Source organism: Nonomuraea sp. CA-218870 (genome assembly GCF_050936535.1).
In the GTDB taxonomy this organism is placed as follows: Bacteria; Actinomycetota; Actinomycetes; order Streptosporangiales; family Streptosporangiaceae; genus Nonomuraea; species Nonomuraea corallina.
Genome location: NZ_JBNJMN010000001.1, coordinates 5,917,654 through 5,944,288 on the forward strand (window position 1 = coordinate 5,917,654; position 26,635 = coordinate 5,944,288).

Consider the following 26,635-nt stretch of genomic DNA (forward strand, 5'->3'; position numbering starts at 1 on the left):
GAGCCGTGCCGGAAACGTGCGGGCCGCGGTCGCCCCCGCACCGTCCCGCCCGGCCCGGCCCAGCGCGCCTCGGTCGCCGGATACGGGATCGGCCAGGGCAAAAGCCCTCAGGGGAGCGGCGGCACTACCATCTCGGAGGCAGGATTCCGTCTCGGAATGGTAGGGCATGGACGATCATCGGCTGCCGGGAGAGCTGCGCCGGTTGTTCGCCGACGGCGGCGGGGGGCGCAGCCTGTCGATCGGGCTGCCCGAGGGCGAGGTGATCTGGCCCGACCCGGGCTACACCGGCCAGGGTGAGCCCCTCAGGCCCGCGTTCTGGATGAGTGACGAGCCCGCGACGGGCGACGACTGGCGGCGTTTCCTGGCCGAGCATCCGCGCAGCGGCCTGTGGCCGGTCCTGCTGGACGAGTCGGCCCAGCCGTGGGCGGTGGGCCAGGTGGTGCCGGACGATCCGATGCAGATCGACCACTTCACCGCCGAGGGCTTCATGACCGAGGTCTGGGAGGAATGGGTCGCGCAGATGCCGGCCGACGCCCTGGCCGAGCTGGAGCCGTACGGGGCGATCTGTCCCGGTCTCGCGCCGCCCGGCCGTCCGGTGGCCGAGCCGGACGCGGTGGCCGCGTGGTTCGCCGGCGAGCTGGCCGCCAGGGGCATGCCGCTGGGGCTCGTGGCCGCGCCACGGAGCGCCGACGCGCTGGCCGCCATGGGCTGGCAGGGCGCGCTGCACCACAACGAGTGGATGGTGCCGCTGGCCGCCGTGGTGCGCAGCTGGGAGGACCGCTTCGGGGCGCGGGTGGTCTGCGTCGGCTTCAACACGCTGGAGATCAGCGTGGCCGCGCCTCCGGCGGACCTGGAGCACGCGCTGCACGTGGCGGCCGAGCACTGGACGTTCTGCCCGGACAACGTGCTGCAGGGAGCCGGCGACCTGCACGGGTACGCCGGGCAGCTCATCGGTTCGCACGCCTGGTCCTTCTGGTGGGACTGACAGGCGCCGCCCCGGGCCGGGGGGAGCCCTCGGCCCGGGCGGCGATGTCCCCTGGGTCACGGAAGCCGCGCCACGGCTCCGTAGTTGCCCGAGCTGCCGGGCTGGTCGGCGCAGGCGTCTCCGTCGCCGTCCGGCCGCCACTCCGGGACCCACACCAGCCCCGGTTCCAGCAACTCCAGCCCTTCCAGCAGGGACTCCATCTCCTCACGCGTACGCACCGCGTGACCCGGCAGCGTCATCGCCAGCAGATCGTTGATCGCCGGCAGCAGCTCACGCGGTATGCCGTCGAACGTGGTCTGCAACAGGGCCAGGTAGCTGCCCTTCGGGGCGTTCTCCCGTAACCGCTTGATGACGTGACGGGCCTGCTCGTCGTCGCTCACGTTGTGGCCCGAGACCACGATCCAGGCCATCGGCCGGTTCCAGTCCACGAACGTGCGCACGACGCGGTCGTCCAGGATCTCGTCGATCTGCGGGATGTCGCCCTCGACCACCCGCACGAGATCGGTGATCGGCTCGATGGTGGCTTGCGCGTTGGCGAGCACCATCGGGTCGTTCTCGATGTACACGACCCGGGCGGACGCCGTGCGCGGCGTGTCGCGTGCGATGTCGTGCAGTCTGCGGCCCGGTGGCAGGCCGCTCGGCACCCCGCTGCCCACGATCAGGAACTGGTCGACGCCCTCCAGCGCCAGGTGGCGTACGACCCGTGTCAGGTACCCGAGAATGGCTTGGGCGGCGGCGGTGGTGATCTCGGCGGCCACGTCATAGCGGTTGACCGCCTCCCTGTCGGCTCTGAAGTTGTTCTTGCCTCCTGTCGCGGCGTCGAGTATGCGGGTGATCCGTGCATGGCTGGTGTCGAGATTGGCCAGGTTTCGGATAGCACGCTGGCGCATTGGGTGTCGCCCCTTTCCCCTCGCCACTTTCTGTTGGGAAAGTCTCCGGTCGCTGACCCCACTCGGTTGCCCAAATTCATAATGATTCAAAAATCCCTTTATCCAAGCACCCAGGCCTAGATTTTTTGAGATTTATGCTCTTTCGTTCTACCGCGTGTACGGTAACGATCAATTCCGCATTGACCGCGAGAGCCTTTCACGATGAGCGCACAGCAGGTCAAGGGTCTCGTCGCGGGTCGTCGTGGTCACCGACAGCTTGGTGAACGCCTGATGGTAGGCCTCCACCTGCACGGCGTCGGTGATCAGCTCGTCCGCCTCCAGCGCGTGCGCGCACGCGATGTCGGGCTCGAACGCCTCGTCGAAACGCCAGAGAGTGAACGGACCGGTACGCGGGACGTACGCCGGACCGTCCATGGGCACGATATGCAGCGAGATATTGGGACGCTTGGCGAAGTCGATCAGCCGGTCGAGCTGGTCGAGCAGCACGGGGGTCTCCGTGATCGAGCGGAACAGGACGCCCTCGTCCATGACCGCCCACACGACCGGTCCCTTCGGCCCCAGGATGAGCCGCTGGCGGGCGGCCAGGATGTCCACCGCGGCGTCGGCGGTGGTGTGCCGGAAGGACCCCATGTCGGCCGCGGCGATCGCCGCGAGCGCGTAGGCCTCGGTCTGCAGCAGCGGCGGCACGAAGTGGGTGTGATAGGTGCGGATCACCGAGGCCCTGCTGTCGATGGAGCAGGTGGTGGCCAGCCAGACCGGGAACGCGCTGGAGTCGTACCATTCGAGCTCGCGCTCGCCGCGCGCGATCGACAGGACGTACTCCCGCGCGGGCATCGCGGTCACGCCGTACAGGGTGAGCAGGCGCTCGACCGTGGCGGGGGCGGGGGCGATCCGTCCCTGCTCGACCGCCTCGACCGCGATGGCGCCCTTGCCGAGCACGGTCTCCACCTTCTCCGGAGACAGCTGCGCGGCCAGGCGCAGCGAGTGGAGCCGCTCGCCGAGCGCGCGGCGCACGGGCTCGTCCAGCGGCGCGGCCGCGTCGGGGATCTCCAGGGCGGGCTCCGGGTGCTCGGGCAGGTCCTCCGCCTTGCGGGCCAGCTCGATCACGCCGCGCACCACCGACAGCGACCCTTCGGAGAGGCCGGAGGCGGACAGGCCGATGCCGGACGCCTGGAGCTGCAGGTCCTCGACCGTGCCGACCTCGACGTGGTCCTCGCCCACCAGCCAGCCCACGCTCACCTGGAGGCACGCGGCCAGCGCCCGCAGCACCTGGAGCGTGGGGTTGGCCTGCTTGCCCGTGCGCAACTGGCTGACGTAGGCGCGGGTGATCGGGATGCCGGCCTCGGTGAGCGCCGCGGCGACCTGAGCCCCGGTGAAACCGCGCTTGGCCAGCGCCAGGTCGAGTCGCTCGGCGAACTTCGCCACGCATGCCTCCTGATACCCGTAAGACGCAATCAAGCGTAGACCCGGCCCCCGTGCGGGACATCCTGACCGGACAGGTCACCCTTCCCGCACTCGGGGCATTTTCTTTGCACGAAAACTGAGAGTTGACACACTATCCCGCGTTTAGCCAGTATCGTACGACACGTGGAAACTGTTACCTGACAGCCGGCGCTCCTCGGAGTCGCCCGGCAGGGAGGTGGCCGGACGTGACCATCGATCACCAGGTCAGTCCCTGGTTCACCAGAGCGCCGGTGTCACCCGTACAGGAACGGGTGATCCAGCGCATCTGCGCACGATCAGCCCCCGCTGGGACGCCGGTGCACGTGTCAGACCTGCCCTTCGGCGGCGTCCAGATCTGGATGGACGGCGACGAGGACAGATGGAGCCTGTACCACCGGATGGCTCGCGAGCTGCGCCTCGCGGGCTGGCACGTCGAGCCGGCCGCCGACCGGCTGCTCGTGCTCGGCTGGAGCGCCGACGGCCTGACGCACCGCGTCCAGGTGCTCGCCGCCGCGCTCGCGGGCAGGCTCGCCGACCACGACCTGACCGTCTTCATGGCGGTCACCATCGCCACCCGGCTGTGCCAGGAAGGGCAGCCGCCTGAGACCGTCGTCGACGAGGTGGAGGCCCGGCTGCGCGACGACCTGCGCTGGCCGGACCGCTTGGCGGACCTCGACGGCCTGCAGCGCACCGCCACCCTGGAGCCGCTCCGGCTCCGGCTGGCCCAGGTGGTGGGGCTGGAGGCCAAGGTGCGGCGGCGCTGCGCCGAGCACCTGTCACTGGCCGTCCGGGTGGCGACCGCGGTGGCCGGCGGCAGCGTGCCGCCGCGCGCCCGCCTGTCCCGGCTGAACACGTGCCTGTCGGAGCGCGTGGTCGCGGCCAGCGTGCCCAACCGGCCGCCCGGCCGGTCACCCGACGTCGTCCCCTCACTCACCGACTGCGCGTCGTCGCCGCGATGACCCGCCCACCGGCGCACCACCCACCCGGCCCGGACCCCGGCCCGGGCGACCGTCCCGCGTCCGCGACCGGGCGGCTCCCCGACGGCTCCGTCACGGACGCGACGCGGGCCTGGTGGCTCACGCCGGAGCCCCGCGCCACCTTCACCGAAGAACGCGGTCAGGCCGATCGAGAACTGGTCCGCCTCGGCCTCCAGGACGTGCCAGCCCCTTGGGGCGACCCCCATGGACAGGAGTGATCATGCTCACCGACGAGGTCCACGGCCCGCAGCACCACGGGGTTCCCGTGCGCGGGACCCGGCCGGCCGACCAGAGCTCCGCGAGGACGGCGCACCGGCTGCGCCGCATCCGGCACCTGCCCGGGCGGACGCTCACGTCGATCGGCCGCGTCCCCGGCGGAACGCCGGACGTGCCGCCCGAGGAACCCGGTGGGAGGACGGCATGAACCGGGGCAGGGTGGGCGTGCTGGTGCCGCCCGCCAACCCGTCGGCGGAGCCCGAGCTGACCCGCCTGCTCGGCTCGCGCGCGGACATGCACGTGAGCCGGTTCCCGGTGCGACCGGGGCTGGCGCCGGCGGAACGGCTGGAAAGCTACAACGCGGCGCTGCCCGCGATGGCCCACTCGTTCGGCGACCTGCCGCTCGACGCGCTCATCATGGCCTGCGACGGCCCCCGCTACCTGCTCGACCCGGAGGAGGACCAGGACGAGTGCGAGCGGATGACCGAGCGGTTCGGCGTGCCGTTCGCGAGCGCGACGGTGGCCATCATGGAGGCGATCGGCCACCTCGGGGTGGAGGAGGTGCACATCGTCTCCCCGTACCAGCCGTGGCTGACGGAGCTGGCCGAGCGGTTCTGGAAGGCGGCGGGCATGCGCATCGCCGGGGTCGTGCCGGTCCGGGCGCAGGGCGGCTTCTCCCCGTACGACATCACGCCGCCGGAACTGGTCGACCAGGTCAAGCAGGCGGACCTGCCCGCCGACGCCGTCCTGCTGTTCACCTGCAGCGGGATGCCGACGCTGCCGGTGCTGGGCACGCTCGGCGCGGGCAACGACCGGACGCTGCTCACCTCGAACCTGTGCAGCGCGTGGTGGGCGCTGTCACGGGCGACGGGCCGCCCGGTCACGCTGAACCGGTCGCCCCGGCGGGCGGCCGCGCAGGGGAGGGCGTCATGACCGCCGCCTTCCCCGCCTACTGGACGGGGGTCGCCGGCACCACGCCCGCGGCCGGCGTGGACGGAGCCCGATCCGGCGCCGGCGACCCCGAATCAACCCTGCCGGAGGCCGTCTAGCGGGCCCCTGGCGTACCCAGGGCCGGGCGAGGGACGCCGTGCTAGCTGAGGAGTAGTCGAGTATGTGGCGGACGCTGTCCAACGAGGCGCGCGAGGCCATCGGCAGGCTGTGCGAGCAGCATGGGAGGCACCTCTACGACTACTGCCGCACAGGGCTGTCGGCGTCCGACGCCGAGCTCGCCGTCGCCGGCGCGCTGCTGTCGGCGCACGTGCACGGGGAGCGGCTGGGCGACCGGGAGCTGACGCGTCCGTGGCTTTACGCGCTCGCCCGCTGCCATCGCGCGGCCGTCGCGGCCACCCGGCCCGCCAGCACCGGCTCGTGGACCCGGCCGGAGGCGCCGGACCTGGTCCCCGAGGCGCTGCGCGCACTCGACGCGCCGCACCGGGAGCTGCTCGACCTGTCGGTACGGCACCAGCTGGCGAGCGCGGAGATCGCCGCGATCTTCGACGTCGAGGCGATCCAGGTCAACACCGTCATCGCCGAGGCCGCCGACCGGATCGAGGAGTGGATAGCCGCGGTGCGCGCCGCCCGGACCCGCGACGGGTGCCCCCGGCTGGCGGTACGGGTGACGGACTGGGCGAAGGCGCCGGGCCGGCGCAACCGCACCCGGATCGCCCGGCACATCCGCTCCTGCCAGTCCTGCCGGTCAGCGCCCCGCGACGAGGTGCGGGCCGGAGTGCTGCTGCTCGGCCTGCCGCTGGCCGAGATCCCCGACACGTTACGCGACCAGCCCGCCTGGGGTGACCCGCTGCCGAGCGATCCGGCGGCGTGGCGCTCCGACGGGTTCCCGGCGCAGGCGAGCGACCTGATGGAGCCGCCGCCCGCGCTGATCGCCCTGGTCCCCGGCCCCACGACGGAGACCAGGGGAAGAGCCTGGCCGGCGGCGGGCGCGGCCGCCGCCGGCCAGGAATCCGGCGGCGGCCCGCCCGAGCCTGACTCCCCCGCCCGGGCGCGCCGGGGGCCGACCGCTCCGCCCGGCACGGCCGAGGCGCTGCTGCGGGCCGTGCACCCGACCGGCGAGCGCCTGGTGCCCACCGGCACGTCGGGCGACTCCACGTCGGGCGAGACGATCCCGTACGGGAAACGCCCCGGCCTCCCCCCGATCCCGCCCCCACAGGACGGCGGCCCCGGGCCCGTACCCGCGCCGGACATCCCAGCCAGGAGCGCGCCGCCCCACTGGGGGGCGGGCGGGGACGTCCCCCCACGCCCGGAGCCTGGCGACCCGCCCCCCGCCCGGACCCCTGACGGCGGGGAGCCCGACGACCGCTGGACCACCGGCACCGCCGGCGACGAGACCCCCATCCGCTGGACCCCCGGCCCCCGCACACCCACCCCCGACCCACGCGGACACGACACCCACGACCGTCCCGACCCCGGCCCACGCGGACACGACACCCACGACCGCACCAGCACCCGCACGAACGGACACGACACCCACGACCGTCCCGACCCCGGCCCACGCGGACACGACTCCCACGACCGCTCGCACACTGGCAGGAACACCCATCACCGCTCCGGCCCCGGCGCGGACGTGAGGCGGGCGGACGACCGCTGGACCACCGGCGCCGTCGGTGACGAGACCCCCGTGCGCTGGGTCCCCGGCCCGCGCGGACGCAGGACCGATGACGGCGGCACCGAGCCGCGCGGGCACAGGACCCATGACGGCGGCACCGAGCCGCGCGGGCACAGGACCGATGACGACCGCACCGACCCGCGCGGGCACAGGACCGATGACGACCGCACCGGCCCGTACGAGCGCGGGACCCCTGACGGCGGCACCGGCCCGCGTGAGGGTGAGACGGACGACCGGTGGATCACCGGCACCGCCGGCGACGAGACCCCGGTGCGCTGGAACCCGGCGCTGCCCGCAGGGTGGATCAAGGTGCCGGCGCCGCGGCGGAGCGATGACCCGCCGCGCCCGCACGCGCCGCTGAGGACGCTTGATCCCGGATGGCGCAGCGGCAGGACGCCGGTGACCCAGTACGGGGACAAGCTGGTCTTCTCGTCCCCGACCGGAGGAGGCGGGGAGACGTGGGACGAGTTCTGGCGGGAGCGGCCGGACGAGGACGATCCCGAGGCCCGGCTCTCGCTGCAGTGGCTCGTCAGGGCGGCGCTGATCGTCGGTGTGGTGATGCTGGTGGCGGGCCTGGTGTGGGCCGGGATCCAGAACCGCGAGGCACCGCCCGCCCCGGACCCGGGGACCGGGCGGGCGACGGCCGGGAGCGCGCCCGCGCACTCCCCCGATGCGGAGCCCGGCGCCCCGTGGACGACCCGCGCCCCCGCCGACCCCGGCACCGCCGACACCGGGACGACCCGCGCCCCCGCCGACCCCGGCACCGCGGACACCGGGACGACCCGCGCGCCCGCCGATCCCGATGCGGCGGACGGGCGTGTGCCCGCGATCGCGCGGGGGGACTCGCCGGCGCCGCCGGTGGCCGCGATCTCGCCCGCGTCCGTGCGACTGGGCGAGCGGCGGACCGGGACGTTCCGGCTGACCTGCACCGGCGAGTGCCGCGTCACCTCGTTCTCCGGCTCGAACGGCATCGCGGTCGCCGGCAACGCGTTCACGGTCCGCGCCCCGGCCACCCGTCCCGGCTGCGCCGGCCCGCCCGTCACCGAGTCCGGCGTCATCACCGTCCACTGGACCGGTACGGCACCGGGCGGCGGCGAGAGCGCCGACGGCACTCTCACGATGATGGTGTCCTGGACCGTCGCCGCCGACCGCGGCGCCCTCATCCCCGACAGCGACGGAGGCGGCTACTGGAGCAACTGTCCGCGCGCCCGGGAATGAGCATGGCTCAGACGAGAAGAGGGCCTCGGGCAGTGTCCGAGGCCCTCTCCATGGAGCGGGTCAGGAGGACGGGAACCCCGGCTCCTGACCGGTCAGGTCAGAAGAACGAGAACTCGCGCTCCGGCTCCGGCAGGGTCACCTCCCGCGGCCCGACGAACCTCGCCTTGTCCTGCGGCACGCTCTCCAGCGGCGTCCCGAGCACGACGGGGAACGCGATCGAGCTTCTGGACAGGTCGACCGTGACGTTCGCCCCGGTGCCCGTCTCGTTGCTGTAGGTCGCGTCGGTGCCCGCGATCACCAGCCCGATCCGGTGTCCCTTCTTGAAGACGTAGTCCTGGGGCAGGGTCTCCCACTTGACGCTCCCGTACGTGCCGACGGGCAGCGGCGTGGGGCGGCTGAGCGACAGGCGGTTCTGCACGTCGATCCAGCCGCGCGCGACGATCTCGAGGGGCCGGTCGACGGTGTTGGTGACGACCTTGCGGTAGCAGCCGTCGTCGGCGGCGGTGCTGTCGCCCCAGCAGTCCTCCTCGGTGAGGGTGGTGATGCCACCGCCGCGCCGCCAGTCGACGCGGGTGTCGTCGCCGAAGTCGACGAGCAGCGCGGTCAGGTTGGCGGTGGGCCGGTCGAGCTTGACCCGCAGGTCGGCGACCGGGGTGCCGGACAGGCGCAGGTCGAGCGGCAGCTCACCGGTGGTGTAGGCGATCCGGCCCGGGTTGGCGGTGCCGACGTCGGCCACCATGTCGGGTTCGCTCATGCGCACGTCGGTGAAGCTCGCGGTCGCCTTCTTGCCGGGCAGGAGGCGCAGCGAGCCGTCGGCGGAGGGGCGCAGGGTCAGCTTGTGGCCGCGGGGGGCCGGCCAGTCCCGCTCGGTGATCCACTGGGCGGGGGCGACCTCCACGTCGGCGCGGGGCTCGCTCATGATCCCGTTGCGGACGCCGTGCAGCCAGTGGTCGAACCACCGGTGCAGCGTGTCGACCCAGAGTCCTCTGCGGCCCTCGAAGTCGAACGGGTCCACGTGCCCGGTCTGGCCCACCCAGATCTTGCGCGGCACGCCGCGCTTGGCCAGCGCCTCCCACCACTCGGAGAAGTTGTCGGGCTTGACGTTGAGGTCGTTGACGGTGTGCGCGACGAACACGCTCGCCCGTACCTTGGAGACGTCGCCGAGCAGGCCGTGGATGTAGTCGCGCTCGTCCCAGAAGGCGTTGTGGTCGCCGGTGTCGTCGCCGTCCTCGGCGTCCATCCGGTCGCGCACGGCCTGGCACTTGGCCTCGGGGTCGGTGTCGACGTAGTTGGCCAGCCAGGAGGCGTAGTCGTAGTTGTAGACGACGCCGTTGGAGCGCTGGTACTTGTACCAGGAGCTGATCGCGGAGATCGGCACGATCGTCTCCAGGCCGCGCACGCCGGTGGCGGCGACGGCATTGGCGAGCGTGCCGTCGTACGACTTGCCGATCATGGCGGACTTGCCGGTGGTCCAGTCGGCGACGGCGGGGCTGCCGTCGGCGCGGTAGGCCTTGGCGCGGCCGTTGAGCCAGTCGATGACGGCCTTGCCGCCGAGCACGTCGGCCTTGCCGCCGGTGTCGGGGCAGCCGTCGGAGCGGGTGGTGCCGAGCATGTCGACGTTGAGCACGGCGTAGCCGCGCGGCACGAAGTAGTTGTCGTAGAAGAGCGGGAACTTCACGACGTTGCCGGCGTCGTCGTAGACCTTCCGCTCGCCTTCGTTGCCGCGCCCGGAGTTGTCGTAGTACGGGCTCTCGTCGATGACGACGGGCACCTTGAGCCCGGGGCCGGACTCCTTGGGCCGGATGATGTCGACGCGCACCCGGTCGAGCCTGCCGTCGGCGTCGCTGTCGACGGTCGACTCGACGTACACGTGCTCGCGGATGGCGTCGGCGTAGGAGAAGACCGGCTGCGTCCGGCCGTTCTGGACGGTGATCTCGGGGCCGGGGCCGGCCTGGACGGGGGTGGCCGTGCCCACGATGAGGGCGGCGGCGATGAGGGCCGGGCGTAATGGTGACACGCGTGACCTCCGGGACTGAGAAAAGTAGGTGCAATCTCTCAGACCGCCGCCGCCCTGACAAGATCTGTCCACCGCCGTCCGGCCTCATGTCCGGAGGCGGGTGTCCGGTTTCGGTCACCCGCTGGGAGGCCGCAACCCGGAGATCACGACCGTGTCCGCCTCGTCGTTCCCCTCCCCGTCCGCGACCGGGCCCCGCTCCCGGCGGCGCGGCAGCCGCAGCGCCGCCAGCACGACCAGCCCGCCGCCGATCGCGGCGAGCAGCAGCGTGTAGGGGGGAAGCCCGCCGTCCTGAGCACGCGGCGCGGGAGAGGCGGCGGCCGCGGGCTCGGCGGCGGCTTCCGGGGCGGGAGAGGCGACCGCGGGCGCGGGGGCCGCCGTCAGCTTGACGTCCGGCACGCCCTCCAGGTCGGGGACGCCCGGCGGCCGGATCAGGCCCCAGTAGTCCCGGGACAGCTCGCGCAGCGCCTTCACCAGTCCGGGGTCGAGCGGGTTGAGCGTGACTCCGCCCGGCACGGTGAGGGTCCCGATCTCGTACGGCTGGAAGATGCCCTGCACGCCGGTCAGCTTGTGGACGCCCTCGGGCACGTTGACGGCGGCGGCGTAGTGGCCGGGCTCGGGCAGCGGGGTGCCGGGGAAGTCGCGCACGAGGCCGTCGGCGCCGGTCAGCCGGAGCCCGGCCGGGCCCAAATCGCCGTCGTACGGGTGGGTGCCGTGCTGCAGGACCCAGAACCCGACCGTGTACGAGCTGCCGGGGGACAGCTCGGACGGGACCGGGTCGAGGTACGTCACCGCCCACCCGCCGGACGCGGCGGCCGGGGGCGTTCCCGCGACGAGGGCGGCCGCGGCGGCCAGGATGACGATCAGTTTTCTCATCTCACACCTCCGGCGGTGATACACCGGCCGGCGCGCACAGGTTCCCGGCGCGGAGAGGCTGCGCCCGGCCCCGATAGGACGCAGAATTGAGGGGCAGGCGGGGGATCCGGCGAGATGCGAGGAGGCCCGCGCCGTGTTCGCCACCGGACGCGAATACCTGACCGGGATGCTCGACGTGCTGGTGCACGAGGGGATGCTGGCCGCGTGGCGGCGGGCGCCGCTCGACGGCTACGTGATCCGTACGCACGAGGGCGAGGAGATCACGATGACCTCGGCGCAGGCCGGGATGTGGATCCATGGCGCCTTCGCCGTCTATCTGGCCCTGGTCGACCAGGGCCGCATCAGCCCGCGACTGCCGGACGAGCCCTGATCAGGCCGCCTTGCGCGCGCGGCCGAGGACGTGGGTGAGGGTCGGCGAGCCCGGCAGCGGCTTGTGGGCGAAGCGGTCGTGCTCCTCGACGGCCAGCCCGGCGGCGCCGATGGCCGTCACCGGGTCGCGGTCGAGGTGGCAGCCGCCGGCCATGCGCGACCAGACCGGCGTGACCAGGCGTTGCAGCAGCACGCGGACGGGCCGGTCGGAGCGGGCGTGTTCGAAGAAGCGCAGCTCGCCGCCGGGCTTCAGCACCCTGCGCAGTTCGGCGAGCGCCGCCGCCAGGTCGGGGACGGAGCAGAGCACGAGCGAGGTCACCGCGGCGTCGAACGCGCCCGTCTCGGCCGGCAGCGCGCCGGCGTGGCCGGGCACCACCCGCACCGGCACCGGGGCGGTGGCCGCGGCCCGCTCGGCGGCGGCGCGCAGCACGTCGTCCGGCTCGACCGCGAGGACCTCGCGCACGCCGGGCGGATGGTGGCGGAAGCTGAGGCCGTTGCCGGCGCCGATCTCCAGGACGCGGCCGCTCAGCCCGGCCGACAGGCGGGCCCGCAGCTCTCCCGTGGTGGCCTCGGCCTGCCGGCTCATCCGGTCGTAGGCGCGGGCGAAGCGGGGGTGCTGGTAGCGCGAGAGATCGTGCATGACCTCCAGCGTATGTCGCTCAGGAGCGGACGAGACGGGCCACGGCGTCGGCGGCCTCCTTGACCTTGACGTCCGCCTCGGCGCCGCCCTGCTGGATGGCCTCGGTCACGCAGTGGGCCAGGTGCTCCTCCAGCAGGGCCAGCGCGAACGACTCCAGGGCGCTGGTCGCGGCCGAGACCTGGGTGAGGATGTCGATGCAGTATTGGTCGTCGTCGACCATGCGCTGCAGACCGCGGATCTGACCCTCGACCCGGCGCAGGCGCCGCAGGTGTTCCTGCTTGTTTCCGGTGTAGCCCGCCATGCTCACGGTCCTTTCCCTCTACACCAGATAACACCATACCCCCGTAGCGTATTTCGGGAGGCAAGAGGCCGGCGCCCGGCCGTGCCGGACGCCGGTGCCGGGTCAGTCCGAGCTGCTGTTGCTCATGTAGCGGTCGATCTTCCAGGAGCCGCCCTCGTTGGCGAGCAGGAAGAATCCGCGGGTGGAGTCGACGGTCGCGGAGACGAAGGCGGCCTTGCCCATGGCCTCCGACTCCTCGATGTTCGGCGTCCCCTCCACCTTCGCGTCCTCGAAGACATCGGTCAGGGCCTGCATGCCCTCCGCCGTATCCTTGCCCTGCACCGCCGCCACGCCATCGGAGGTGAACATCTTGGCGGCCTTCTGGGCCTCGCCGTCGTCGAGCGCCTTGTAGAACTGCTCCACCACCGCCCGGGGCGACGTCATCGCGCCCGCGGTGCCGGTCGGTGACGCCGTGCCCGAGTCGCCGGGCATCGGGCTCTCGTACATGCCAGTGTCGGTGCCCGTGGGCGAGGCCGGGCTGGCGGCCCCCTCCATCGCCTGTCCACTGCCGGTCGCAGCGCAGCCGGCCGTGAGGAGAGCCGGCACGGTCATGGCCAGCAGGAGGCCCCTGCTCAGGAATTTCATGCTCATAGCGGCAGTGATTCCCGCCCTGAACAACCCCGAATGCGTGCTTGGTCCAGTCTGAACGAGTCCTTTAACGGCTCCGGGTACGGCCGGTCGGACCCGGCCCACAAGATGGTTCACCCGATTTGTCGAGATCGTTCAGAGGTGTGATCGTTGCCACCTCGATACCTATTTGGCAGCATGTCGCCTATAGCGTCCCTTCAGTGCCGAATATACAGGCGAACCTGATGTCGCATGCCGACCCGCTCCCCCAGCGCGAGGAGGCCGAACGCTGCGTCACCGTCGACGCCGACCGGCGCTGCGTGCTCCCGGTGGCTCACCACGGCACCCACGTCTACCCGCCGACCGGCACGAACCCTCCGGCCGTGCCCCGTTAGACCGGCCCGGCGGGGGGCAGACGAGGCGGATGCGGCACAAGAGGAACGAGCCGGTGACCGTGACTCCCTACGAGGACGGTCCCCTCCTGGTACGCGGACCGTTCGAGCTGGTGACCCAGGACGGCGAGGCGATCACGCCAGGCCGGGAGACGGTGGCCCTGTGCCGGTGCGGCCTCTCGGCGCAGAAGCCCTTCTGCGACGGCTCCCACAAGACGGCCGGCTTCCGCGCCCCCAGCGGCCCACGGACCACCGGCTCCGCCCACCCCCCGGCCGACGCCCGCCCCCCGACCGTCCGCAAGCCCGCCGCCGGCTGACTCCCCGGCGCACGCTCAGCCCGACGCGCCGGCCCGGCGGCGCAGGCGGCGGGTGGAGTGGGCGGCACGGCGCAGGCGGCGGCCCGCGTACGGGACGCCGCCCGTGACCGCGGCGGCCAGCGCCAGCCAGCCGCACACGCCGCGCTCCAGGATCCACACCGGCGCGAACAGGGAGGCGCTCGCCGGGAAGACCGCGCGCCCGCCGGCCCGGCGCCGCCCCGCCTCGGCGACCAGGACCGCAAGCACGGCGCCCGCCAGCAACGGCCGGAACGCCCGGCGCGACACCGCCACCCCCACGGCCGGCAGCACCGACAGCGACAGCGCCAGCCGGGCGGGCTGGGCCAGGTCGTCGTACGCCTGCCGCACGCGCTGCGACCAGAACCGCCCCGCCGAGCACGGCAGGCGGCGCACGTACAGGCCGGGCACGCTCACCACCCGCCCGCCTCTGGCGCGCACCGTGCGGATCAGCTCCAGGTTCTCGAACAGCACGTCGCCGTCGTAGCCGTCCTCCACGCACGCCCGCCGCACGCCCAGCGTCCCGGGGTAGTCGGCGCCGAGCGCCCGGTTGAGCAGGGTGCGGGCGGTGTCCCAGCGGGCGTGCCAGGGCAGCGGGTGGAAGTGGTTCTGCGGCCGTACCAGGTCGTGCTCCCCCAGCAGCCGGCGCATCGCGGCCAGCCCCCGCTCGTCGTAGCGGACGTCGTCGTCGGCGATCACCACGCGGTCGCCACGGGCCAGCCGGAGCCCGGTGAGCACGCCGTTGACCTTGCCGTTGGCGTACCGGAACCCCGGCTCTGGCGGCACGTGCACGGCGAGCCCCCGCCAGCGGCGGGCGTGCCGCGCGAAGATCGCGTCCGGGCTGCCGTCCACCACGATCACCCGCGCTCGCCGGGACAGCCAGGACAGGTACGCGGTCAGCTCGTCGAGCCCGTCGTCCTCCTCCCAGCGCAGCGGCAGCACATAGTCCAGCCCCGCCTCCAGTCCTGCCTCCAGTCCTGCCTCCAGTCCCGCCTCCCGTCGTGCGCCCGGTCCAGCGGCGAGCTCCGGAGGGTTCACGCGACCAGGTGCCCGGCCGGCTCCAGCGAGGGCTCGCCGCGCTCCCAGCGGTCCATCACGTGTTCGGCCCACAGCCGGTCCACGGTGAGCGCGCACGCGGCCCCGTACAGGATGTCGCCCGTGAGAGCCGGCTCGGCGGCGGCGAGCCCTCCGCACAGGTCGTGGGCGGCCACCTGCTCGTGCACGGCGTCGGCCTGGACGTGCTCGTCGTAGAACAGCGCGGCGGCCGCGTCGCCGCCGAGCCGCCGCAGGCCGGCGGCGTAGCGGCGGTTGGGCAGCGAGGACGTCATCTCCAGCGCGGCGAGGTGCCCGGCGAGCGCGCCGCGACGGCGGCGGTGCAGCCCGAACAGTGACATCACGTTGGAGACGGCGAGCGTGATGCCGGGCACCCGGTCCACGTAGGCCCCGTAGGCGTCGTCGAGCCCGAGGCCGCGCATGGTGGCGCGGAACAGCTCGGAGTGCATCCGCTCGGGCCGTCCGCCGCCGTACTCGTCGGCCTGGATCTCGACCAGCGCCGCCTTGGCCCGGCCGTGCAGGCGCGGGATGGCCCAGGAGTGCGGGTCGGCCTCCTTGAGGTGGTAGATCGACCGGTGCGCGACGAACTCGCGGAACTGGTCGAGCGTGGCCGCGCGGCGCAGGTGACGCGAGAACGGCCCGTCACCGTCGGCGCAGAGCCCGGCGAGGGCGCGCCGGACCTCTCCCGGCGGCACCGGCCGGGGCCTCGGCACGGCCTCGGCCAGCGCGTCGTCGAGGTGGCGTTCCAGCTCGGCGCGGGCCCGCAGCAGCCCGGGGTCCCACTCCCACCGCTCGTCCACCTCCTCGAAACCCCGGTAGTGGAGCTCGTAGCAGGCGAACAGGGCGAGCTGCAGATCGCCGTCGTGGAGCGAGGGCCCGGCGGGCGAGGGCAGGGACACGGGCTCGCCGGGCGGTCCGGCGAGCGCGGGGAACAGGTGGGCCGTGATCGGGCCGCGGTCGGCTGGTAGACGCATCAGGGCAGTGAGCTGCCCTGCCTCTCGGTGATCAAACGCTCACGGACACGGACACGGTGCCGCCGTCGACCCTGGCCCGGTAGACGGGCACCGCGACCGAGGGCTCGTCCAGGCAGTGCCCGGTGACCAGTGAGAACACCTGCTTGTGCAGCGGCGAGGCGACGGTCGGCTCGCCCTTCCTGGTGCCGACGATCCCGCGCGACAGCACGTACGCCCCGCTGAACGGGTCGCGGTTGCCCAGCGCGTGCACCGCGCCGTCGTAGGTGCGGAACAGCGCCACCTGCTCGCCGTCCACCAGCGCGCACACGCCGCGCTCGGGCAGCAGCACGTCGTAGCCGCAGACGTTCACCCAGGTCATGACATCACCACCGGCTTGATCTGGTCTCTTTCGGTCTCGAACACGATGGACGGGTCGGGCACCCCCGGCGCGTTGACGAAGCTGACGAAGCGGCTGAGCTTGTCCGGGTCCTCCAGCGTGGCCCGCCACTCGTCGGCGTAGGCGGCGACGTGCCGCTCCATGTGGGCGTCCAGGTCGGCGCAGATGCCGAGCGCGTCGTCGACGATCACCGAGCGGAGGTAGCCGAGCCCGCCGTCGAGCGACTCCACCCACGCGGCGGTGCGCTGCAGCCGGTCGGCGGTGCGGATGTAGAACATCAGGAACCGGTCGATGGTCCTGACCAGCTCCTCGGTCGTCAGGTCGGCGGCGAGCAGGTCGGCGTGCCGGGGCTTGAAGCCGCCGTTGCCGCCCACGTACAGGTTCCAGCCCTGTTCGGTGGCGATGACGCCGAAGTCCTTCGACCGGGCCTCGGCGCACTCGCGGGCGCAGCCGGAGACGGCCGACTTGAGCTTGTGCGGCGAGCGCAGCCCCCGGTAGCGCAGCTCCAGCGCGATGGCCAGGCCGACCGAGTCCTGCACCCCGTACCGGCACCAGGTCGAGCCGACGCACGACTTCACCGTGCGCAGCGCCTTGCCGTAGGCGTGGCCGGACTCGAACCCGGCGTCGACGAGCCGCCGCCAGATCTGCGGGAGCTGGTCGACGCGGGCGCCGAACAGGTCGATCCGCTGCCCGCCGGTGATCTTCGTGTAGAGGCCGAAGTCGCGGGCCACCTCGCCGATGACGATGAGCTTGTCGGGGGTGATCTCGCCGCCGGGGATGCGCGGCACGACCGAGTACGTGCCGTTCTTCTGGATGTTGGCGAGGAAGTGGTCGTTGGTGTCCTGCAGGGCGGCGTTCTCGCCCTCCAGGACGTGCCCGTGGTGCAGCGAGGCGAGGATGGAGGCGACGGCGGGCTTGCACACGTCGCAGCCGCGGCCCTGCCCGTGCTCGGCGATGAGCTGGGAGAAGGTGCCGATGCCGCGCACCCGGACGATGTCGAACAGCTCCGCCCTGGAGTGCGCGAAGTGCTCGCACAGTCCCTTGCCGGTGTCCACGCCGGCCTTCTCCAGCAGCTGCTTGAGCATCGGCACGCAGCTGCCGCAGGTGGTGCCGGCGCGGGTGCACGCCTTGAGCCCGGCCACGTCGGCGCACCCCTGGCCGGTGATGGCGGAGCGGACGACGCCGGCGCTGACGTTGTTGCAGGAGCACACCTGGGCCTCGTCGGGCAGGTCCAGTCTGACCCCGCCGCCGGTGAACAGCAGGTCGGCGGGGGGCGCGGGCAGCGGCTTGCCGACGTAGGGGCGCAGCGTGCCGTACGGGGAGGCGTCGCCGACGCAGATGCCGCCGAGCAGCGTGCCGGCGTCGTCGCTGATGAACAGCTTCTTGTAGACGCCGGCCACCGGGTCCATGTAGGTGACGTCGAGCGCGCCCTCCATGGCGCCGAACTGGGCCACCTCGACGCCGAGCAGCTTGAGCTTCGTGGACAGGTCGGCGCCGTCGAACGTCGCGCCGCCGCCGGTGATCCGGTCGGCGGCGACCTCGGCCATGGTGAAGCACGGCCCGACGAGCCCGTACACCATGCCGTCGCGCACGGCGCACTCGCCGATGGCGTAGATATGCGGGTCGGAGGTGCGCATGGCGGAGTCGACGACGACGCCGCCGCGCTCCCCCACCGCCAGCCCGGAGTCCCGGGCCAGTTCGTCGCGCGGCCTGATCCCCGCGGAGAAGACCACGACCTGGGCCTCGATCAGCGTGCCGTCGGGCGTGCGCAGCCCGGCCACCCGTCCGTCGCGGCCGGTGACGACCTCCTGGACGCCCGAGCCGGTGTGCACGCTCAGCCCGAGCGCCTCGATGTGGGCCTTGAGCACCGCGCCGCCGCCCTCGTCGACCTGGCGGGGCATGAGCCACGGGCTCATCTCCACGATGTGGGTGCGCAGCCCGAGGCCGCGCAGCGCGTCGGCGGCCTCCAGCCCGAGCAGCCCGCCGCCGACCACGACGCCGTCGGCGGCCTCCTTGGCCGCCATCCTGATGGCGTCGAGGTCGCCGATGGTGCGGTAGACGTGCGCGTGCTCCGCGCCGGGCACCGGCGGCACGAACGGCCGGGAACCGGTGGCGAGCACCAGCACGTCGTAGGGCTCCGGCTCGCCGCCTTCGACGGCCACCCGGCGGGCCCGCCGGTCGATGCCGGTGACGCGGCTGTTCAGCCTGGTCACCACGCCGGGCGGCACCGGGTAGGACAGCTCGTCGGCGGCGACGCCGCTCAGGTAGGAGGTGAGCGCCACCCGGTCGTAGGCGGACCTGGGCTCCTCCCCGATGACGGTGATGGCGCCGTCGAACCCCCGCTGCAGCAGGGCCTCCACGAGCCGGTGGGCGGCCGGGCCGTACCCGGCCACGACGATCTTCCTCACGCCGGGACCCCTTCCTGTTCGCACAGCCAGCCGACGATCCCCGCCACCGCTTCCCGGCAGGTGCCGCAGCCGGTGGTGGCCCTGGTGGCGGCGGCCACGCCGGCCACGTCCTTCGCGCCCGCCTCCCAGCAGGCCCTGATCTGTCCCTTGGTCACGTTGTTGCAGTGGCACACCCTGGCCGCGTCGGGCATCAGCGTCGGGCTCTCCGCCCTGGCCGCCGACGCCGGGCCGGGGAACAGCAGCCCGGCCCGGTCTCCCGGCACCGGCCCGCCGCGGTCGTAGAGCTGGGTGAGGGTGCCGACGGCGTCGGTGTCGCCCAGCAGGATCGCGCCGACCAGCCGGTCGTCGCGGATGACGAGCTTGCGGTAGGTGCCCCGGGCCCGGTGGCTGAAGCGCACCACCTCGGCGTGCTCGTCGGTGAGGTGGGTCTCGCCCATCGCGGCCAGTTCGACGCTGCTCGCCTTGAGCCGGGTCACCAGCCGGGAGCCGCGGTAGCGGGACTTCCCACCGGTGATCACGTCGGCGGCCACGGCGGCCTGCTCCCACGCCGGCGCCACCAGCCCGTACACGGTGCCGTCGTGCTCGGCGCACTCGCCGACGGCGAAGATGGACGGGTCGTCGGTGCGCAGTTCGTCGTCCACGACGACGCCGCGCCGCACCTCCAGCCCGGCCTCGGCGGCCAGGCTCGTGAGCGGGCGGACGCCGCAGGCGAGCACCACCAGGTCGCCCTCGACCAGTTCGCCGTCCGCCAGGCGGACTCCGTCCCGCTCGACGGCGGCGGCGCTGACGCCGGTCCGGGTCTCGACGCCCAGTGCGGCCAGCGTCTCGCCCAGCACCAGGCCCGCCTCCGGGTCGAGCTGTCGCTCCATCAGGTGGCCGGCCAGGTGCAGCAGCGTCACGGGCAGCCCGCGCCCGGCCAGGCCGCGGGCCGCCTCGACGCCGAGCAGCCCGCCGCCGACGACCACCGCGCGGCGGCTGTCGGCGGCCGTCTTGACGATGCGGTCGCAGTCGTCGAGGGTGCGGAACGGGATGGCCCGCTCGACGCCGGGGATCGGCGGCACGATCGGCTCGCTGCCGGTGGCCAGCACGAGCAGGTCGTACGGCTCGCGCCGGCCGTCGGCGGTGTGCACGGCGCGCGACTCACGGTCGATCCAGGCGACCGCGCCGCCGAGCACCGCCCGCACCCGGTGCGTGTCGTACCAGGACAGGTCGACCAGGCCGAGCTGGTCGGGCCTGGCCTGGCCGGCCAGCACGTTCGACAGCAGCACCCGGTTGTAGGGCCTGCCCTGCTCGGCGCCGAAGACGGTGACCGGCATCCGCGGGTCGCGCGCCCGCACCTCGCTGACCAGGCGCGCGCCGGCCATCCCGTTGCCGACGACGACGAGCCTCATGCGACCCGCTCCACCCGTACGGCGCAGACCTTGAACTCCGGCATCCGGGACGTGGGGTCGAGCGCCGGGTTGGTGACCCGGTTCGCCCCCTCCCAGTGAAACGGCATGAACACGGTGTCGCTCCTGATCGCGTCGCTGATCCTGGCCACGCCCCGGCCCTCGCCGCGCCTGCTGACGACCCGCACCAGGTCCCCCGCCCTGATGTCCAGCCGTCCGGCCAGGTCGGGGTGGAGCTCCACGTACGGTTCGGGCACGGCCTCGGCGAGCGGGGCGATCCTGCGGGTCTGCGCGCCGCTCTGGTAGTGCGCGAGCACGCGGCCCGTCGTGAGGTAGACGGGGTAGTCGTCGTCGATCTCCTCGGCGGGGCCCCGGTGCTCGACCGGCACGAACCTGGCCCGGCCGTCGGGGGTGGCGAAGGCGTCGAGGAACGGCCGCGGCGTGCCGGGATGGTCCGGCGACGGACACGGCCAGAACACCCCGGCTTCCGCCTCCCGCCCGCCCTCCCCGGCGTCGCGCGATTCCCGGGTCTCGCCCGCTTCTCCCGTGATGCGGTCGTACGTGATGCCGGAGTAGTCCGCCGGGCCGCCGGCGGCGGCTCGGCGCAGTTCGTCGAAGACCTCGCCCGGCTCGTCGGCGAAGTCGTGGCCGAGCCGGCGGGCCAGCGCGGCGATCACCTCCAGGTCGCTCCGCACGCCCGGCGGCGGCTCGACCGCCCGCCGCCGCAGCAGCACGCGGCCTTCCAGGTTGGTCATGGTGCCGGTCTCCTCGGCCCACTGCGTGACCGGGAACACCACGTCGGCCAGCGCCGCCGTCTCCGACATGACCACGTCGCAGACGACGAGCAGGTCGAGCGAGCGGATCCGCTCGGCGACCCGGACGGAGTCGGGCGCCGACACCACCGGGTTGGAGCCGAACAGCAGCATCGCCTTCGGCCCCACCGGCGTGCCGAGCGCGTCCAGCAGCTCGAACGCCGACCGGCCCGGTCCCGGCAGGTCGTCCGGTTCGACGCCCCACACGGCGGCGACGTGGGCGCGGGCCGCCGGGTCGTCGATCCTGCGGTAGCCGGGGAGCTGGTCGGCCTTCTGCCCGTGCTCCCTGCCGCCCTGGCCGTTGCCCTGCCCGGTGAGGCACCCGTACCCGGAGCCGAGGCGGCCGGGCAGTCCGAGCGCGAGCGCCAGGTTGACGAACGCGGTGACGGTGTCGGTGCCCTGGGCGTGCTGCTCGGCGCCGCGCCCGGTGAGCACGTACGCGTTCTTCGCGTACGCCAGCGCCCGCACGGCCTCGCGCATGCGCGGCACCGGCACGCCGGTGATCCGCTCCACCCGCTCCGGCCACCAGGCGGCCAGCGAGGTCCGCACCGCGTCGAACCCGCTGGTGCGCTCCTCGACGTACGCGACGTCCACCAGGTCCTCGGCCACGGCCAGGTGCAGCAGGCCGAGGGCGAGCGCCAGGTCGGTGCCGGGCGCGGGCCGCAGGTGCAGCCAGGCGAGCCTGGCGGTGGCGGTGCGGCGCGGGTCGACGACGACGAGCCTCGGCCCGTCCAGGTGGCGGACGAACGGCGGCATGGTCTCGGCCGGGTTGGCGCCGGCCAGCAGCACCACGTCCGCGCCGGCCAGGTCGGTGACGGGGAACGGCATCCCCCGGTCCATCCCGAACGCCCGGATGGAGGCGGCGGCCGCCGACGACATGCAGAAGCGGCCGTTGTAGTCGATCTGGCTGGTGCCGAGCGCGACCCGGGCGAACTTGCCGAGCAGGTACGCCTTCTCGTTGGTGAGCCCGCCCCCGCCGAACACGGCCACGCCGTCGGGGCCGTGTTCGTGCCTGATGGCCGCCAGCCGCCCGGCGACGTGGTCGAGCGCCACGTCCCAGGCGACCGGCCGCCCGTGCAGGAGCGGGCTGGTCAGACGGGCGCCGTTGGTGAGCAGCTCGGCGGCCGTCCAGCCCTTCTGGCACAGCGCTCCGGCGGCGTTGGCCGGGACGTCGGTCCGCGGGGTGATGGTGATCTCCGGCCCGCTGACGCTGATCGCCATCCCGCACTGCAGCGCGCAGTACGGGCAGTGGGTCCTCACCGGCGCGTCCACGCGGTCAGACCCGCGCGTGGGCGAGGCTGGCCACCCGGGAGACGCCGACGGTGCGCAGGTAGCACCACCAGGTCAGGGCGGCGCAGCTCGCGTAGAAGACGCCGAAGGCCAGGAACGCGACCGCCGGGCTGCCGGTGGCGGCGAACGACATGCCGAACGCCCGGTTGATGAGGAACCCGCCGAGCGCGCCGACGGCGGAGATGATGCCGATGGCCGCTGACGCCTGCCGTTTGCCGTGCAGCAGCGCCGCCTCGTCGTCGCCCTTCTCGGCCACCGCCTTGGCCTGGAAGATCGCCGGGATCATCCGGTAGGTGGAGCCGTTGCCGATGCCGGCGGTCAGGAACAGCGTCTGGAAGGCGAGGAAGAACAGCCAGAAGCCGCCCGACGTGGACGCCGCCCAGACCAGCAGGACGCCGCCGCCCATGGCCGCGAAGTTCCACAGCGTGACCGGCGCCCCGCCGAGCCGGTCGGCCAGCCAGCCGCCGACCGGCCGGATCAGCGACCCGACCAGCGGCCCGGCGAACGCCACCGCGGCCCACGGCGAGTCCGGGAACAGGCTCGTGCTCAGCAGCGGAAAGGCGGTCGAGTAGCCGATGAACGAGCCGAACGTGCCCACGTACAGGAACGACATCACCCACGTCTGGGCCCGGCCGGTCACCGCGAGCTGCTCGCGCGGGCTGGCCTTGGCACTGGCCAGGTTGTCCATGAAGAACCACGCGCAGGCGGCGGCGATCACGATGAACGGCAGCCAGAACCACCCGGCGGCGGCCAGCCCGAACGCGCCGATCACCAGCGGCATGACCAGCTGCACCGAGCTGACGCCGATGTTGCCGCCGGCCGCGTTCAGGCCGAGCGCGACGCCCTGCTTGGCGCGCGGGTAGAAGTAGGTGATGTTGGCCATGCTGGAGGCGAAGTTCCCGCCGCCGACCCCGGCCGTGGCCGCGATCAGCAGGAACATCCAGTACGGCGTGTCCGGATCGCTCACCGCCAGGCCGAGCAGCACGGCGGGCACGAGCAGCAGCAGCGCGCTGACGACGGTGAAGGTGCGCCCGCCGAACCTGGCCGGCCCGAACGTGTACGGCACCCGCAGCACCGCCCCGATCAGGTTCGGCAGCGCGACGAGCCAGAAGAGCTGGTCGGTGGTGAACGCGTAGGCGCCCATCTGGGCGGCCACGATGCTCCACAGGGTCCAGACGGTGAACCCGAGATGCTCGGCCAGGATCGAGAAGACCAGGTTGCGCCGGGCGACCTTCCGCCCGGTGGTCCGCCAGAAGGCCGCGTCGTCGGGATGCCATTCGGCTATCCAGCGCGCCATCATTCCTCCTACGTTCTGAGCTGACTCGAACGTAGGAATCCGGGGTTACGCACAAACACGAATCGGCGCTGTGCGTTCGTTACGGGTAACTCACCCGGGCAACAGGCAATACATATGCGTCACAGCGGAAACACTCCGTTAACGCACGCCCTGGAAAAAGGCCCGGATGTCGCGGACCAGCAGCTCGGGCTCCTCCATCGCGGCGAAATGGCCGCCGGTGGCGAACTCCGTCCAGTGAACCACCTTGTCCATCCGCCCGGCCAGACTCCTGATCGGCAGCACGATGTCGTGCGGGAAGACCGCGACCCCGAGCGGGGTCGGCGACGGCTGCGGCATCGACCAGGCGTGGGAGAACTCCCAGTAGATCTGCGCCGCCGAGTCGGCCGTGTTCGTCAGCCAGTAGAGCGTGACGTTCGTGAGCAGCCGGTCCCGGTCCACCGGCCGGTCGGTCCAGTCGCGGAACTTCTCCGCGATCCAGGCGAGCTGCCCGGCCGGGGAGTCGGCCAGCCCGAACCCGAGCGTCTGCGGCCGGCTCGACTGAATGGCCAGGTAGCCGCCCGCGTCGCCGCCGGCGAACGCCTCCAGCTTCGCGACCCTCTCCCGGTCGGCCTCGCCCAGGTCGTCCTCCTCGCCCGACGGGAACGTCATCAGATAGTTCACGTGCACGCCGATCACGTGCTCGGCGTCGATCAGCCCCAGCTCGCGGGAGATCCCGGACCCCCAGTCGCCGCCCTGCGCGCCGTAGCGCCCGTACCCGAGCCTGGCCATCAGCGTGGCCCAGGCCCGGGCGATCCGGTCGAGGGTCCAGCCGGTGCTGGTCAGCGGGGCGGAGAGACCGAAGCCGGGCACGGACGGGATCACCAGGTGGAAGGCGTCGGCCGGGTCGCCGCCGTGCGCCCGCGGGTCGGTCAGCGGGCCGATCACGTCGAGGAACTCGACGACCGAGCCGGGCCAGCCGTGGGTGAGGATGAGCGGGGTGGCGTCCGTCTCGGGTGAGCGCACGTGCAGGAAGTGGACGTCCTGGCCGTCGATCTCGGTGACGTACTGGGGGTGGGCGTTGAGCCGGGCCTCGTGGGCGCGCCAGTCGTAGCCGGTGGCCCAGTACTCGGCCAGCTCGCGCAGCTCCGCGACCGTCATGCCGCGTTCGGGGCCCGCGCCCGGGGTCTGTACGGGGTAACGCGTCCGGCTCAGCCGCTCGCGCAGGTCGTCGAGGTCGGCCTGGGGGATGTCGAGGTGGAATTCCCTGATCGTCATGGGTTCACCGTTCCAGGCAATGTGGCAAGATTTTTGCCGCTATTTCCGGAAAAATCAGATCATGTTGGAAACTTCCGCGCGGCTGCTCCGCCTGCTGGCGCTCCTGCAGACCCGGCCTGTCTGGACCGGCGCCGACCTGGCCGAGCACCTCCAGGTCAGCCCCCGTACGGTCCGCTACGACGTCGGCAAGCTGCGCGGCCTCGGCTATCCGGTGCACGCCGCGCCGGGGGTGACCGGGGGTTACCGGCTCGGGGCCGGGGCCAAGCTGCCGCCGCTGCTGCTGGACGACGAGGAGGCGGTGGCGGTCGCCATCGGGCTGCGCACCGCCGGCACGGTGGAGGGCATCGAGGAGACGTCCCTGCGCGCCCTGGCCAAGCTGGAGCAGGTGCTGCCCGACCGGCTGCGCCGCCGGGTGCGGGCGCTGCACGCCGCCACCGTGTCACTGGCGCCCGGCGGGCCGGCCGTCCCCGCCGAGACGCTGACCGCCATCGCCGCCGCCTGCCGCGACCGGCACCGGCTGCGGTTCGGCTACCGGACGCACGACGGGGCCGGGAGGGAGCGGGACGTGGAACCGTACCGGCTGGTGCACACCGGGCGGCGGTGGTACCTGATCGGCTGGGACGTGGATCGGGACGACTGGCGGACGTTCCGGGTCGACCGGATCGCGTTGCGGACGCCCGGCGGGCCGCGGTTCGCCCTCCGGGAGGAGCCGCCCGCGTCGATCGTGCCCCAAGGGGTCGACACGGCGCTGATGCGGTACCGGGCGCGCGTCACCGTGCACGCGCCCGCCTCCGCCGTCGCCCCGCACCTGCCGGAGTCGGTGCTCGTCGAGACCGTCGACGAGCGGACGTGCGTGGTGCACGCCGGCGGCGAGACGCCCCTGCGACTGGCGCTGCACATCCTCGCCCTGGACGCGGACTTCGCCGTCGACGACCCCCCTGAGCTGCTGGAAGTCCTGCGGAGCCTCTCGGCGCGTGCGGGGGTTACCTCTCCCGGGTCAGGGGAACAGCATTCACAGCAAGGGGGGACATCATGATCAAATCGCTCCACAAGATGGGCATCAAGTCAAATCACATGTATCTGGCAGGTCTCGGCTCTGTCGGCCTGGCCCTCGCCAGCTGGATGATGTCGAAGAACTACGAAGGCGCGGCCCTGGATCGCGCCGACCGCTGGGGGATCTTCATCGGCGAGTGGGCGCCCACGTTCTTCGCCATCGGCGTCGCGCTCCGCATCGAGGAGACGCACCATGAGCTCGGTGAGGAGGGGCGCGAGGAGCTGTACAACCAGAGCAGGACCACCGAACGGGTGCACGCCGGAACCGGAATGTGACTTCCGGGAAGGCCCGCAGCCCCGGGGGGGCCTGCGGGCCTTCCCGCTTTCTCACCCCGTGCCCTCTGGCTCGGGGGACGGCGGATCAGCAGATCTCGTAGTCGCGCGCCGACGAGTTGTACGAGCAGGAGTCGACCAGTCTGCCCGTGGCGTTCCGCAGGTAGGCGGTGTCCCGGGACTGGTTCCAGATGTAGGCGAAGGTTCCGCCGCCGCTCCTGCCCCAGTACAGGGTGGTGCCGGTGTCCTCGCCCCGGCCCGTGCGCAGGGTGAGCGTCGTGCCGGGCTTGAGGGTTAACCCGCCGAAGGTGTAGACGTGGTCGGGCCGCTTCGTCTCGTCGCGGACGGTCCAGCCTTCGAGGTCGACGTTCTTCCTGCCGGTGTTCTTGATCTGCACGTACTCGCCGTTCAGGCTCTTGTTCGCGCCGTTGTCCGGCGAGCCGGGCGAGTCGTAGTAGATCTTGGTGATCTTGACGGCCGGGGCCGCGGCGTGGGCGGGCTGTGACCCGGCGACCAGGCCGGCGGCCAGCACGGCGGCCGTGGTGAGGGATCGGAGACGCATGGAGACTCCAGGG

The 26,635-nt window shown here is 72.9% G+C and carries 27 protein-coding genes; 11 read left to right on the forward strand and 16 right to left on the reverse strand.

The window, feature by feature from the left end; genetic code table 11:
- Positions 1–166: 166 nt before the first annotated feature.
- The gene (locus tag ACQEUU_RS28125) at positions 167–985 is read left to right on the forward strand and encodes a DUF4253 domain-containing protein (protein ID WP_433071495.1); all 819 of its coding nucleotides are present in this window, start codon (positions 167–169) and stop codon (positions 983–985) included.
- Between the two features lie 56 nt (positions 986–1,041).
- Here ACQEUU_RS28125 and ACQEUU_RS28130 read toward each other — a convergent pair whose 3' ends face one another.
- Together ACQEUU_RS28130 and ACQEUU_RS28135 are read right to left on the reverse strand one after the other, a co-directional pair.
- A complete protein-coding gene (locus ACQEUU_RS28130; RefSeq protein WP_433071497.1) occupies positions 1,042–1,875 on the reverse strand; it encodes an SAM-dependent methyltransferase in 834 nt (277 codons plus the stop codon).
- Between the two features lie 168 nt (positions 1,876–2,043).
- Entirely contained in the window at positions 2,044–3,300 is a 1,257-nt protein-coding gene (locus tag ACQEUU_RS28135) for a Scr1 family TA system antitoxin-like transcriptional regulator (RefSeq protein ID WP_433071499.1), read from the reverse strand.
- Between the two features lie 224 nt (positions 3,301–3,524).
- On the opposite strand from ACQEUU_RS28135, the gene ACQEUU_RS28140 reads away from it, so the two are divergent.
- From ACQEUU_RS28140 to ACQEUU_RS28160, 5 genes are all read left to right on the forward strand, one after another.
- A complete protein-coding gene (locus ACQEUU_RS28140; RefSeq protein WP_433071501.1) occupies positions 3,525–4,277 on the forward strand; it encodes a hypothetical protein in 753 nt (250 codons plus the stop codon).
- Positions 4,274–4,513 carry a hypothetical protein gene (locus ACQEUU_RS28145; protein ID WP_433071503.1) on the forward strand — a complete coding sequence of 80 codons (240 nt, stop codon included), beginning with the start codon at positions 4,274–4,276 and terminating at the stop codon, positions 4,511–4,513. The genes ACQEUU_RS28140 and ACQEUU_RS28145 overlap by 4 nt, the downstream gene beginning before the upstream one ends.
- Before the next feature lie 2 nt (positions 4,514–4,515).
- Positions 4,516–4,719: a hypothetical protein gene (locus ACQEUU_RS28150; RefSeq protein ID WP_433071505.1), complete on the forward strand. Its 204-nt coding sequence runs from the start codon at positions 4,516–4,518 to the stop codon at positions 4,717–4,719.
- On the forward strand, positions 4,716–5,444 hold the full coding sequence (locus tag ACQEUU_RS28155; protein ID WP_433071507.1) for a maleate cis-trans isomerase family protein: 729 nt from the start codon (positions 4,716–4,718) through the stop codon (positions 5,442–5,444). The genes ACQEUU_RS28150 and ACQEUU_RS28155 overlap by 4 nt, the downstream gene beginning before the upstream one ends.
- 178 nt (positions 5,445–5,622) lie before the next feature.
- A complete protein-coding gene (locus ACQEUU_RS28160; protein ID WP_433071509.1) occupies positions 5,623–8,352 on the forward strand; it encodes a hypothetical protein in 2,730 nt (909 codons plus the stop codon).
- Between the two features lie 97 nt (positions 8,353–8,449).
- Here the strand turns inward: ACQEUU_RS28160 and ACQEUU_RS28165 are convergent, their stop codons facing one another.
- The gene (locus tag ACQEUU_RS28165; RefSeq protein WP_433071511.1) at positions 8,450–10,369 is read right to left on the reverse strand and encodes a Xaa-Pro dipeptidyl-peptidase; all 1,920 of its coding nucleotides are present in this window, start codon (positions 10,367–10,369) and stop codon (positions 8,450–8,452) included.
- Between the two features lie 114 nt (positions 10,370–10,483).
- Entirely contained in the window at positions 10,484–11,242 is a 759-nt protein-coding gene (locus tag ACQEUU_RS28170) for a hypothetical protein (protein WP_433071513.1), read from the reverse strand.
- Positions 11,243–11,375: 133 nt separating this feature from the next.
- Here ACQEUU_RS28170 and ACQEUU_RS28175 point away from each other — a divergent pair, with 133 nt between their 5' ends.
- The gene (locus ACQEUU_RS28175) at positions 11,376–11,612 is read left to right on the forward strand and encodes a hypothetical protein (protein ID WP_433071514.1); all 237 of its coding nucleotides are present in this window, start codon (positions 11,376–11,378) and stop codon (positions 11,610–11,612) included.
- Here ACQEUU_RS28175 and ACQEUU_RS28180 read toward each other — a convergent pair whose 3' ends face one another.
- The 3 genes from ACQEUU_RS28180 to ACQEUU_RS28190 form a co-directional block, all read right to left on the reverse strand.
- A complete protein-coding gene (locus ACQEUU_RS28180) occupies positions 11,613–12,251 on the reverse strand; it encodes a class I SAM-dependent methyltransferase (protein WP_433071516.1) in 639 nt (212 codons plus the stop codon).
- A 19-nt stretch (positions 12,252–12,270) separates the two neighbouring features.
- The gene (locus ACQEUU_RS28185; protein ID WP_270159852.1) at positions 12,271–12,552 is read right to left on the reverse strand and encodes a metal-sensitive transcriptional regulator; all 282 of its coding nucleotides are present in this window, start codon (positions 12,550–12,552) and stop codon (positions 12,271–12,273) included.
- A gap of 102 nt (positions 12,553–12,654) precedes the next feature.
- Positions 12,655–13,182, reverse strand: coding sequence for a hypothetical protein (locus ACQEUU_RS28190; protein ID WP_433071518.1), 528 nt, complete (start codon positions 13,180–13,182; stop codon positions 12,655–12,657).
- A 221-nt stretch (positions 13,183–13,403) separates the two neighbouring features.
- On the opposite strand from ACQEUU_RS28190, the gene ACQEUU_RS28195 reads away from it, so the two are divergent.
- Together ACQEUU_RS28195 and ACQEUU_RS28200 are read left to right on the forward strand one after the other, a co-directional pair.
- The gene (locus tag ACQEUU_RS28195) at positions 13,404–13,553 is read left to right on the forward strand and encodes a hypothetical protein (RefSeq protein ID WP_433071520.1); all 150 of its coding nucleotides are present in this window, start codon (positions 13,404–13,406) and stop codon (positions 13,551–13,553) included.
- Between the two features lie 53 nt (positions 13,554–13,606).
- Entirely contained in the window at positions 13,607–13,867 is a 261-nt protein-coding gene (locus ACQEUU_RS28200) for a CDGSH iron-sulfur domain-containing protein (RefSeq protein WP_433071521.1), read from the forward strand.
- 15 nt (positions 13,868–13,882) lie between these two features.
- Here ACQEUU_RS28200 and ACQEUU_RS28205 read toward each other — a convergent pair whose 3' ends face one another.
- The 8 genes from ACQEUU_RS28205 to ACQEUU_RS28240 all read right to left on the reverse strand — a co-directional run bounded on the left by ACQEUU_RS28205 (position 13,883) and on the right by ACQEUU_RS28240 (position 24,734).
- Positions 13,883–14,920: a glycosyltransferase gene (locus ACQEUU_RS28205; RefSeq protein ID WP_433071523.1), complete on the reverse strand. Its 1,038-nt coding sequence runs from the start codon at positions 14,918–14,920 to the stop codon at positions 13,883–13,885.
- On the reverse strand, positions 14,917–15,909 hold the full coding sequence (locus ACQEUU_RS28210; RefSeq protein ID WP_433071525.1) for an iron-containing redox enzyme family protein: 993 nt from the start codon (positions 15,907–15,909) through the stop codon (positions 14,917–14,919). The genes ACQEUU_RS28205 and ACQEUU_RS28210 overlap by 4 nt, the downstream gene beginning before the upstream one ends.
- Before the next feature lie 31 nt (positions 15,910–15,940).
- A complete protein-coding gene (nirD, locus tag ACQEUU_RS28215; RefSeq protein WP_433071527.1) occupies positions 15,941–16,267 on the reverse strand; it encodes a nitrite reductase small subunit NirD in 327 nt (108 codons plus the stop codon).
- Positions 16,264–18,693, reverse strand: coding sequence for a nitrite reductase large subunit NirB (gene nirB, locus ACQEUU_RS28220; protein ID WP_433071528.1), 2,430 nt, complete (start codon positions 18,691–18,693; stop codon positions 16,264–16,266). The genes nirD and nirB overlap by 4 nt, the downstream gene beginning before the upstream one ends.
- On the reverse strand, positions 18,690–20,084 hold the full coding sequence (locus ACQEUU_RS28225; RefSeq protein ID WP_433071530.1) for an FAD-dependent oxidoreductase: 1,395 nt from the start codon (positions 20,082–20,084) through the stop codon (positions 18,690–18,692). The genes nirB and ACQEUU_RS28225 overlap by 4 nt, the downstream gene beginning before the upstream one ends.
- On the reverse strand, positions 20,081–22,165 hold the full coding sequence (locus tag ACQEUU_RS28230; RefSeq protein ID WP_433071532.1) for a molybdopterin oxidoreductase family protein: 2,085 nt from the start codon (positions 22,163–22,165) through the stop codon (positions 20,081–20,083). The genes ACQEUU_RS28225 and ACQEUU_RS28230 overlap by 4 nt, the downstream gene beginning before the upstream one ends.
- 4 nt (positions 22,166–22,169) lie before the next feature.
- Positions 22,170–23,480: an MFS transporter gene (locus tag ACQEUU_RS28235; RefSeq protein WP_433071534.1), complete on the reverse strand. Its 1,311-nt coding sequence runs from the start codon at positions 23,478–23,480 to the stop codon at positions 22,170–22,172.
- A gap of 138 nt (positions 23,481–23,618) precedes the next feature.
- Complete coding sequence (locus tag ACQEUU_RS28240; RefSeq protein WP_433071535.1) at positions 23,619–24,734, reverse strand: epoxide hydrolase family protein; 1,116 nt, start codon at positions 24,732–24,734, stop codon at positions 23,619–23,621.
- Positions 24,735–24,795: 61 nt separating this feature from the next.
- Between ACQEUU_RS28240 and ACQEUU_RS28245 the strand changes: the two genes are divergently transcribed.
- Together ACQEUU_RS28245 and ACQEUU_RS28250 are read left to right on the forward strand one after the other, a co-directional pair.
- A complete protein-coding gene (locus ACQEUU_RS28245; protein WP_433071537.1) occupies positions 24,796–25,770 on the forward strand; it encodes a helix-turn-helix transcriptional regulator in 975 nt (324 codons plus the stop codon).
- Positions 25,767–26,063: a hypothetical protein gene (locus ACQEUU_RS28250; RefSeq protein WP_433071539.1), complete on the forward strand. Its 297-nt coding sequence runs from the start codon at positions 25,767–25,769 to the stop codon at positions 26,061–26,063. Before ACQEUU_RS28245 ends, ACQEUU_RS28250 begins: the two co-directional genes overlap by 4 nt.
- Before the next feature lie 85 nt (positions 26,064–26,148).
- On the opposite strand, the gene ACQEUU_RS28255 is transcribed toward ACQEUU_RS28250, so the two are convergent.
- Positions 26,149–26,622 (reverse strand): lamin tail domain-containing protein, encoded by a 474-nt coding sequence (locus ACQEUU_RS28255; RefSeq protein WP_433071541.1) that lies wholly within the window; start codon positions 26,620–26,622, stop codon positions 26,149–26,151.
- Positions 26,623–26,635 lie beyond the last annotated feature (13 nt).

Excerpts from the sequence above, each read along its gene's own strand:
- ACQEUU_RS28125 (WP_433071495.1), top strand. The coding sequence starts at position 167 with ATGGACGATCATCGGCTGCCGGGAGAGCTGCGCCGGTTGTTCGCCGAC.
- ACQEUU_RS28130 (WP_433071497.1), bottom strand. The coding sequence starts at position 1,875 with ATGCGCCAGCGTGCTATCCGAAACCTGGCCAATCTCGACACCAGCCAT.
- ACQEUU_RS28145 (WP_433071503.1), top strand. The coding sequence starts at position 4,274 with ATGACCCGCCCACCGGCGCACCACCCACCCGGCCCGGACCCCGGCCCG.
- ACQEUU_RS28150 (WP_433071505.1), top strand. The coding sequence starts at position 4,516 with ATGCTCACCGACGAGGTCCACGGCCCGCAGCACCACGGGGTTCCCGTG.
- ACQEUU_RS28155 (WP_433071507.1), top strand. The coding sequence starts at position 4,716 with ATGAACCGGGGCAGGGTGGGCGTGCTGGTGCCGCCCGCCAACCCGTCG.
- ACQEUU_RS28160 (WP_433071509.1), top strand. The coding sequence starts at position 5,623 with ATGTGGCGGACGCTGTCCAACGAGGCGCGCGAGGCCATCGGCAGGCTG.
- ACQEUU_RS28170 (WP_433071513.1), bottom strand. The coding sequence starts at position 11,242 with ATGAGAAAACTGATCGTCATCCTGGCCGCCGCGGCCGCCCTCGTCGCG.
- ACQEUU_RS28180 (WP_433071516.1), bottom strand. The coding sequence starts at position 12,251 with ATGCACGATCTCTCGCGCTACCAGCACCCCCGCTTCGCCCGCGCCTAC.
- ACQEUU_RS28185 (WP_270159852.1), bottom strand. The coding sequence starts at position 12,552 with ATGGCGGGCTACACCGGAAACAAGCAGGAACACCTGCGGCGCCTGCGC.
- ACQEUU_RS28190 (WP_433071518.1), bottom strand. The coding sequence starts at position 13,182 with ATGAGCATGAAATTCCTGAGCAGGGGCCTCCTGCTGGCCATGACCGTG.
- ACQEUU_RS28195 (WP_433071520.1), top strand. The coding sequence starts at position 13,404 with ATGTCGCATGCCGACCCGCTCCCCCAGCGCGAGGAGGCCGAACGCTGC.
- ACQEUU_RS28210 (WP_433071525.1), bottom strand. The coding sequence starts at position 15,909 with ATGCGTCTACCAGCCGACCGCGGCCCGATCACGGCCCACCTGTTCCCC.
- nirD (WP_433071527.1), bottom strand. The coding sequence starts at position 16,267 with ATGACCTGGGTGAACGTCTGCGGCTACGACGTGCTGCTGCCCGAGCGC.
- ACQEUU_RS28225 (WP_433071530.1), bottom strand. The coding sequence starts at position 20,084 with ATGAGGCTCGTCGTCGTCGGCAACGGGATGGCCGGCGCGCGCCTGGTC.
- ACQEUU_RS28235 (WP_433071534.1), bottom strand. The coding sequence starts at position 23,480 with ATGGCGCGCTGGATAGCCGAATGGCATCCCGACGACGCGGCCTTCTGG.
- ACQEUU_RS28240 (WP_433071535.1), bottom strand. The coding sequence starts at position 24,734 with ATGACGATCAGGGAATTCCACCTCGACATCCCCCAGGCCGACCTCGAC.
- ACQEUU_RS28245 (WP_433071537.1), top strand. The coding sequence starts at position 24,796 with ATGTTGGAAACTTCCGCGCGGCTGCTCCGCCTGCTGGCGCTCCTGCAG.
- ACQEUU_RS28250 (WP_433071539.1), top strand. The coding sequence starts at position 25,767 with ATGATCAAATCGCTCCACAAGATGGGCATCAAGTCAAATCACATGTAT.
- ACQEUU_RS28255 (WP_433071541.1), bottom strand. The coding sequence starts at position 26,622 with ATGCGTCTCCGATCCCTCACCACGGCCGCCGTGCTGGCCGCCGGCCTG.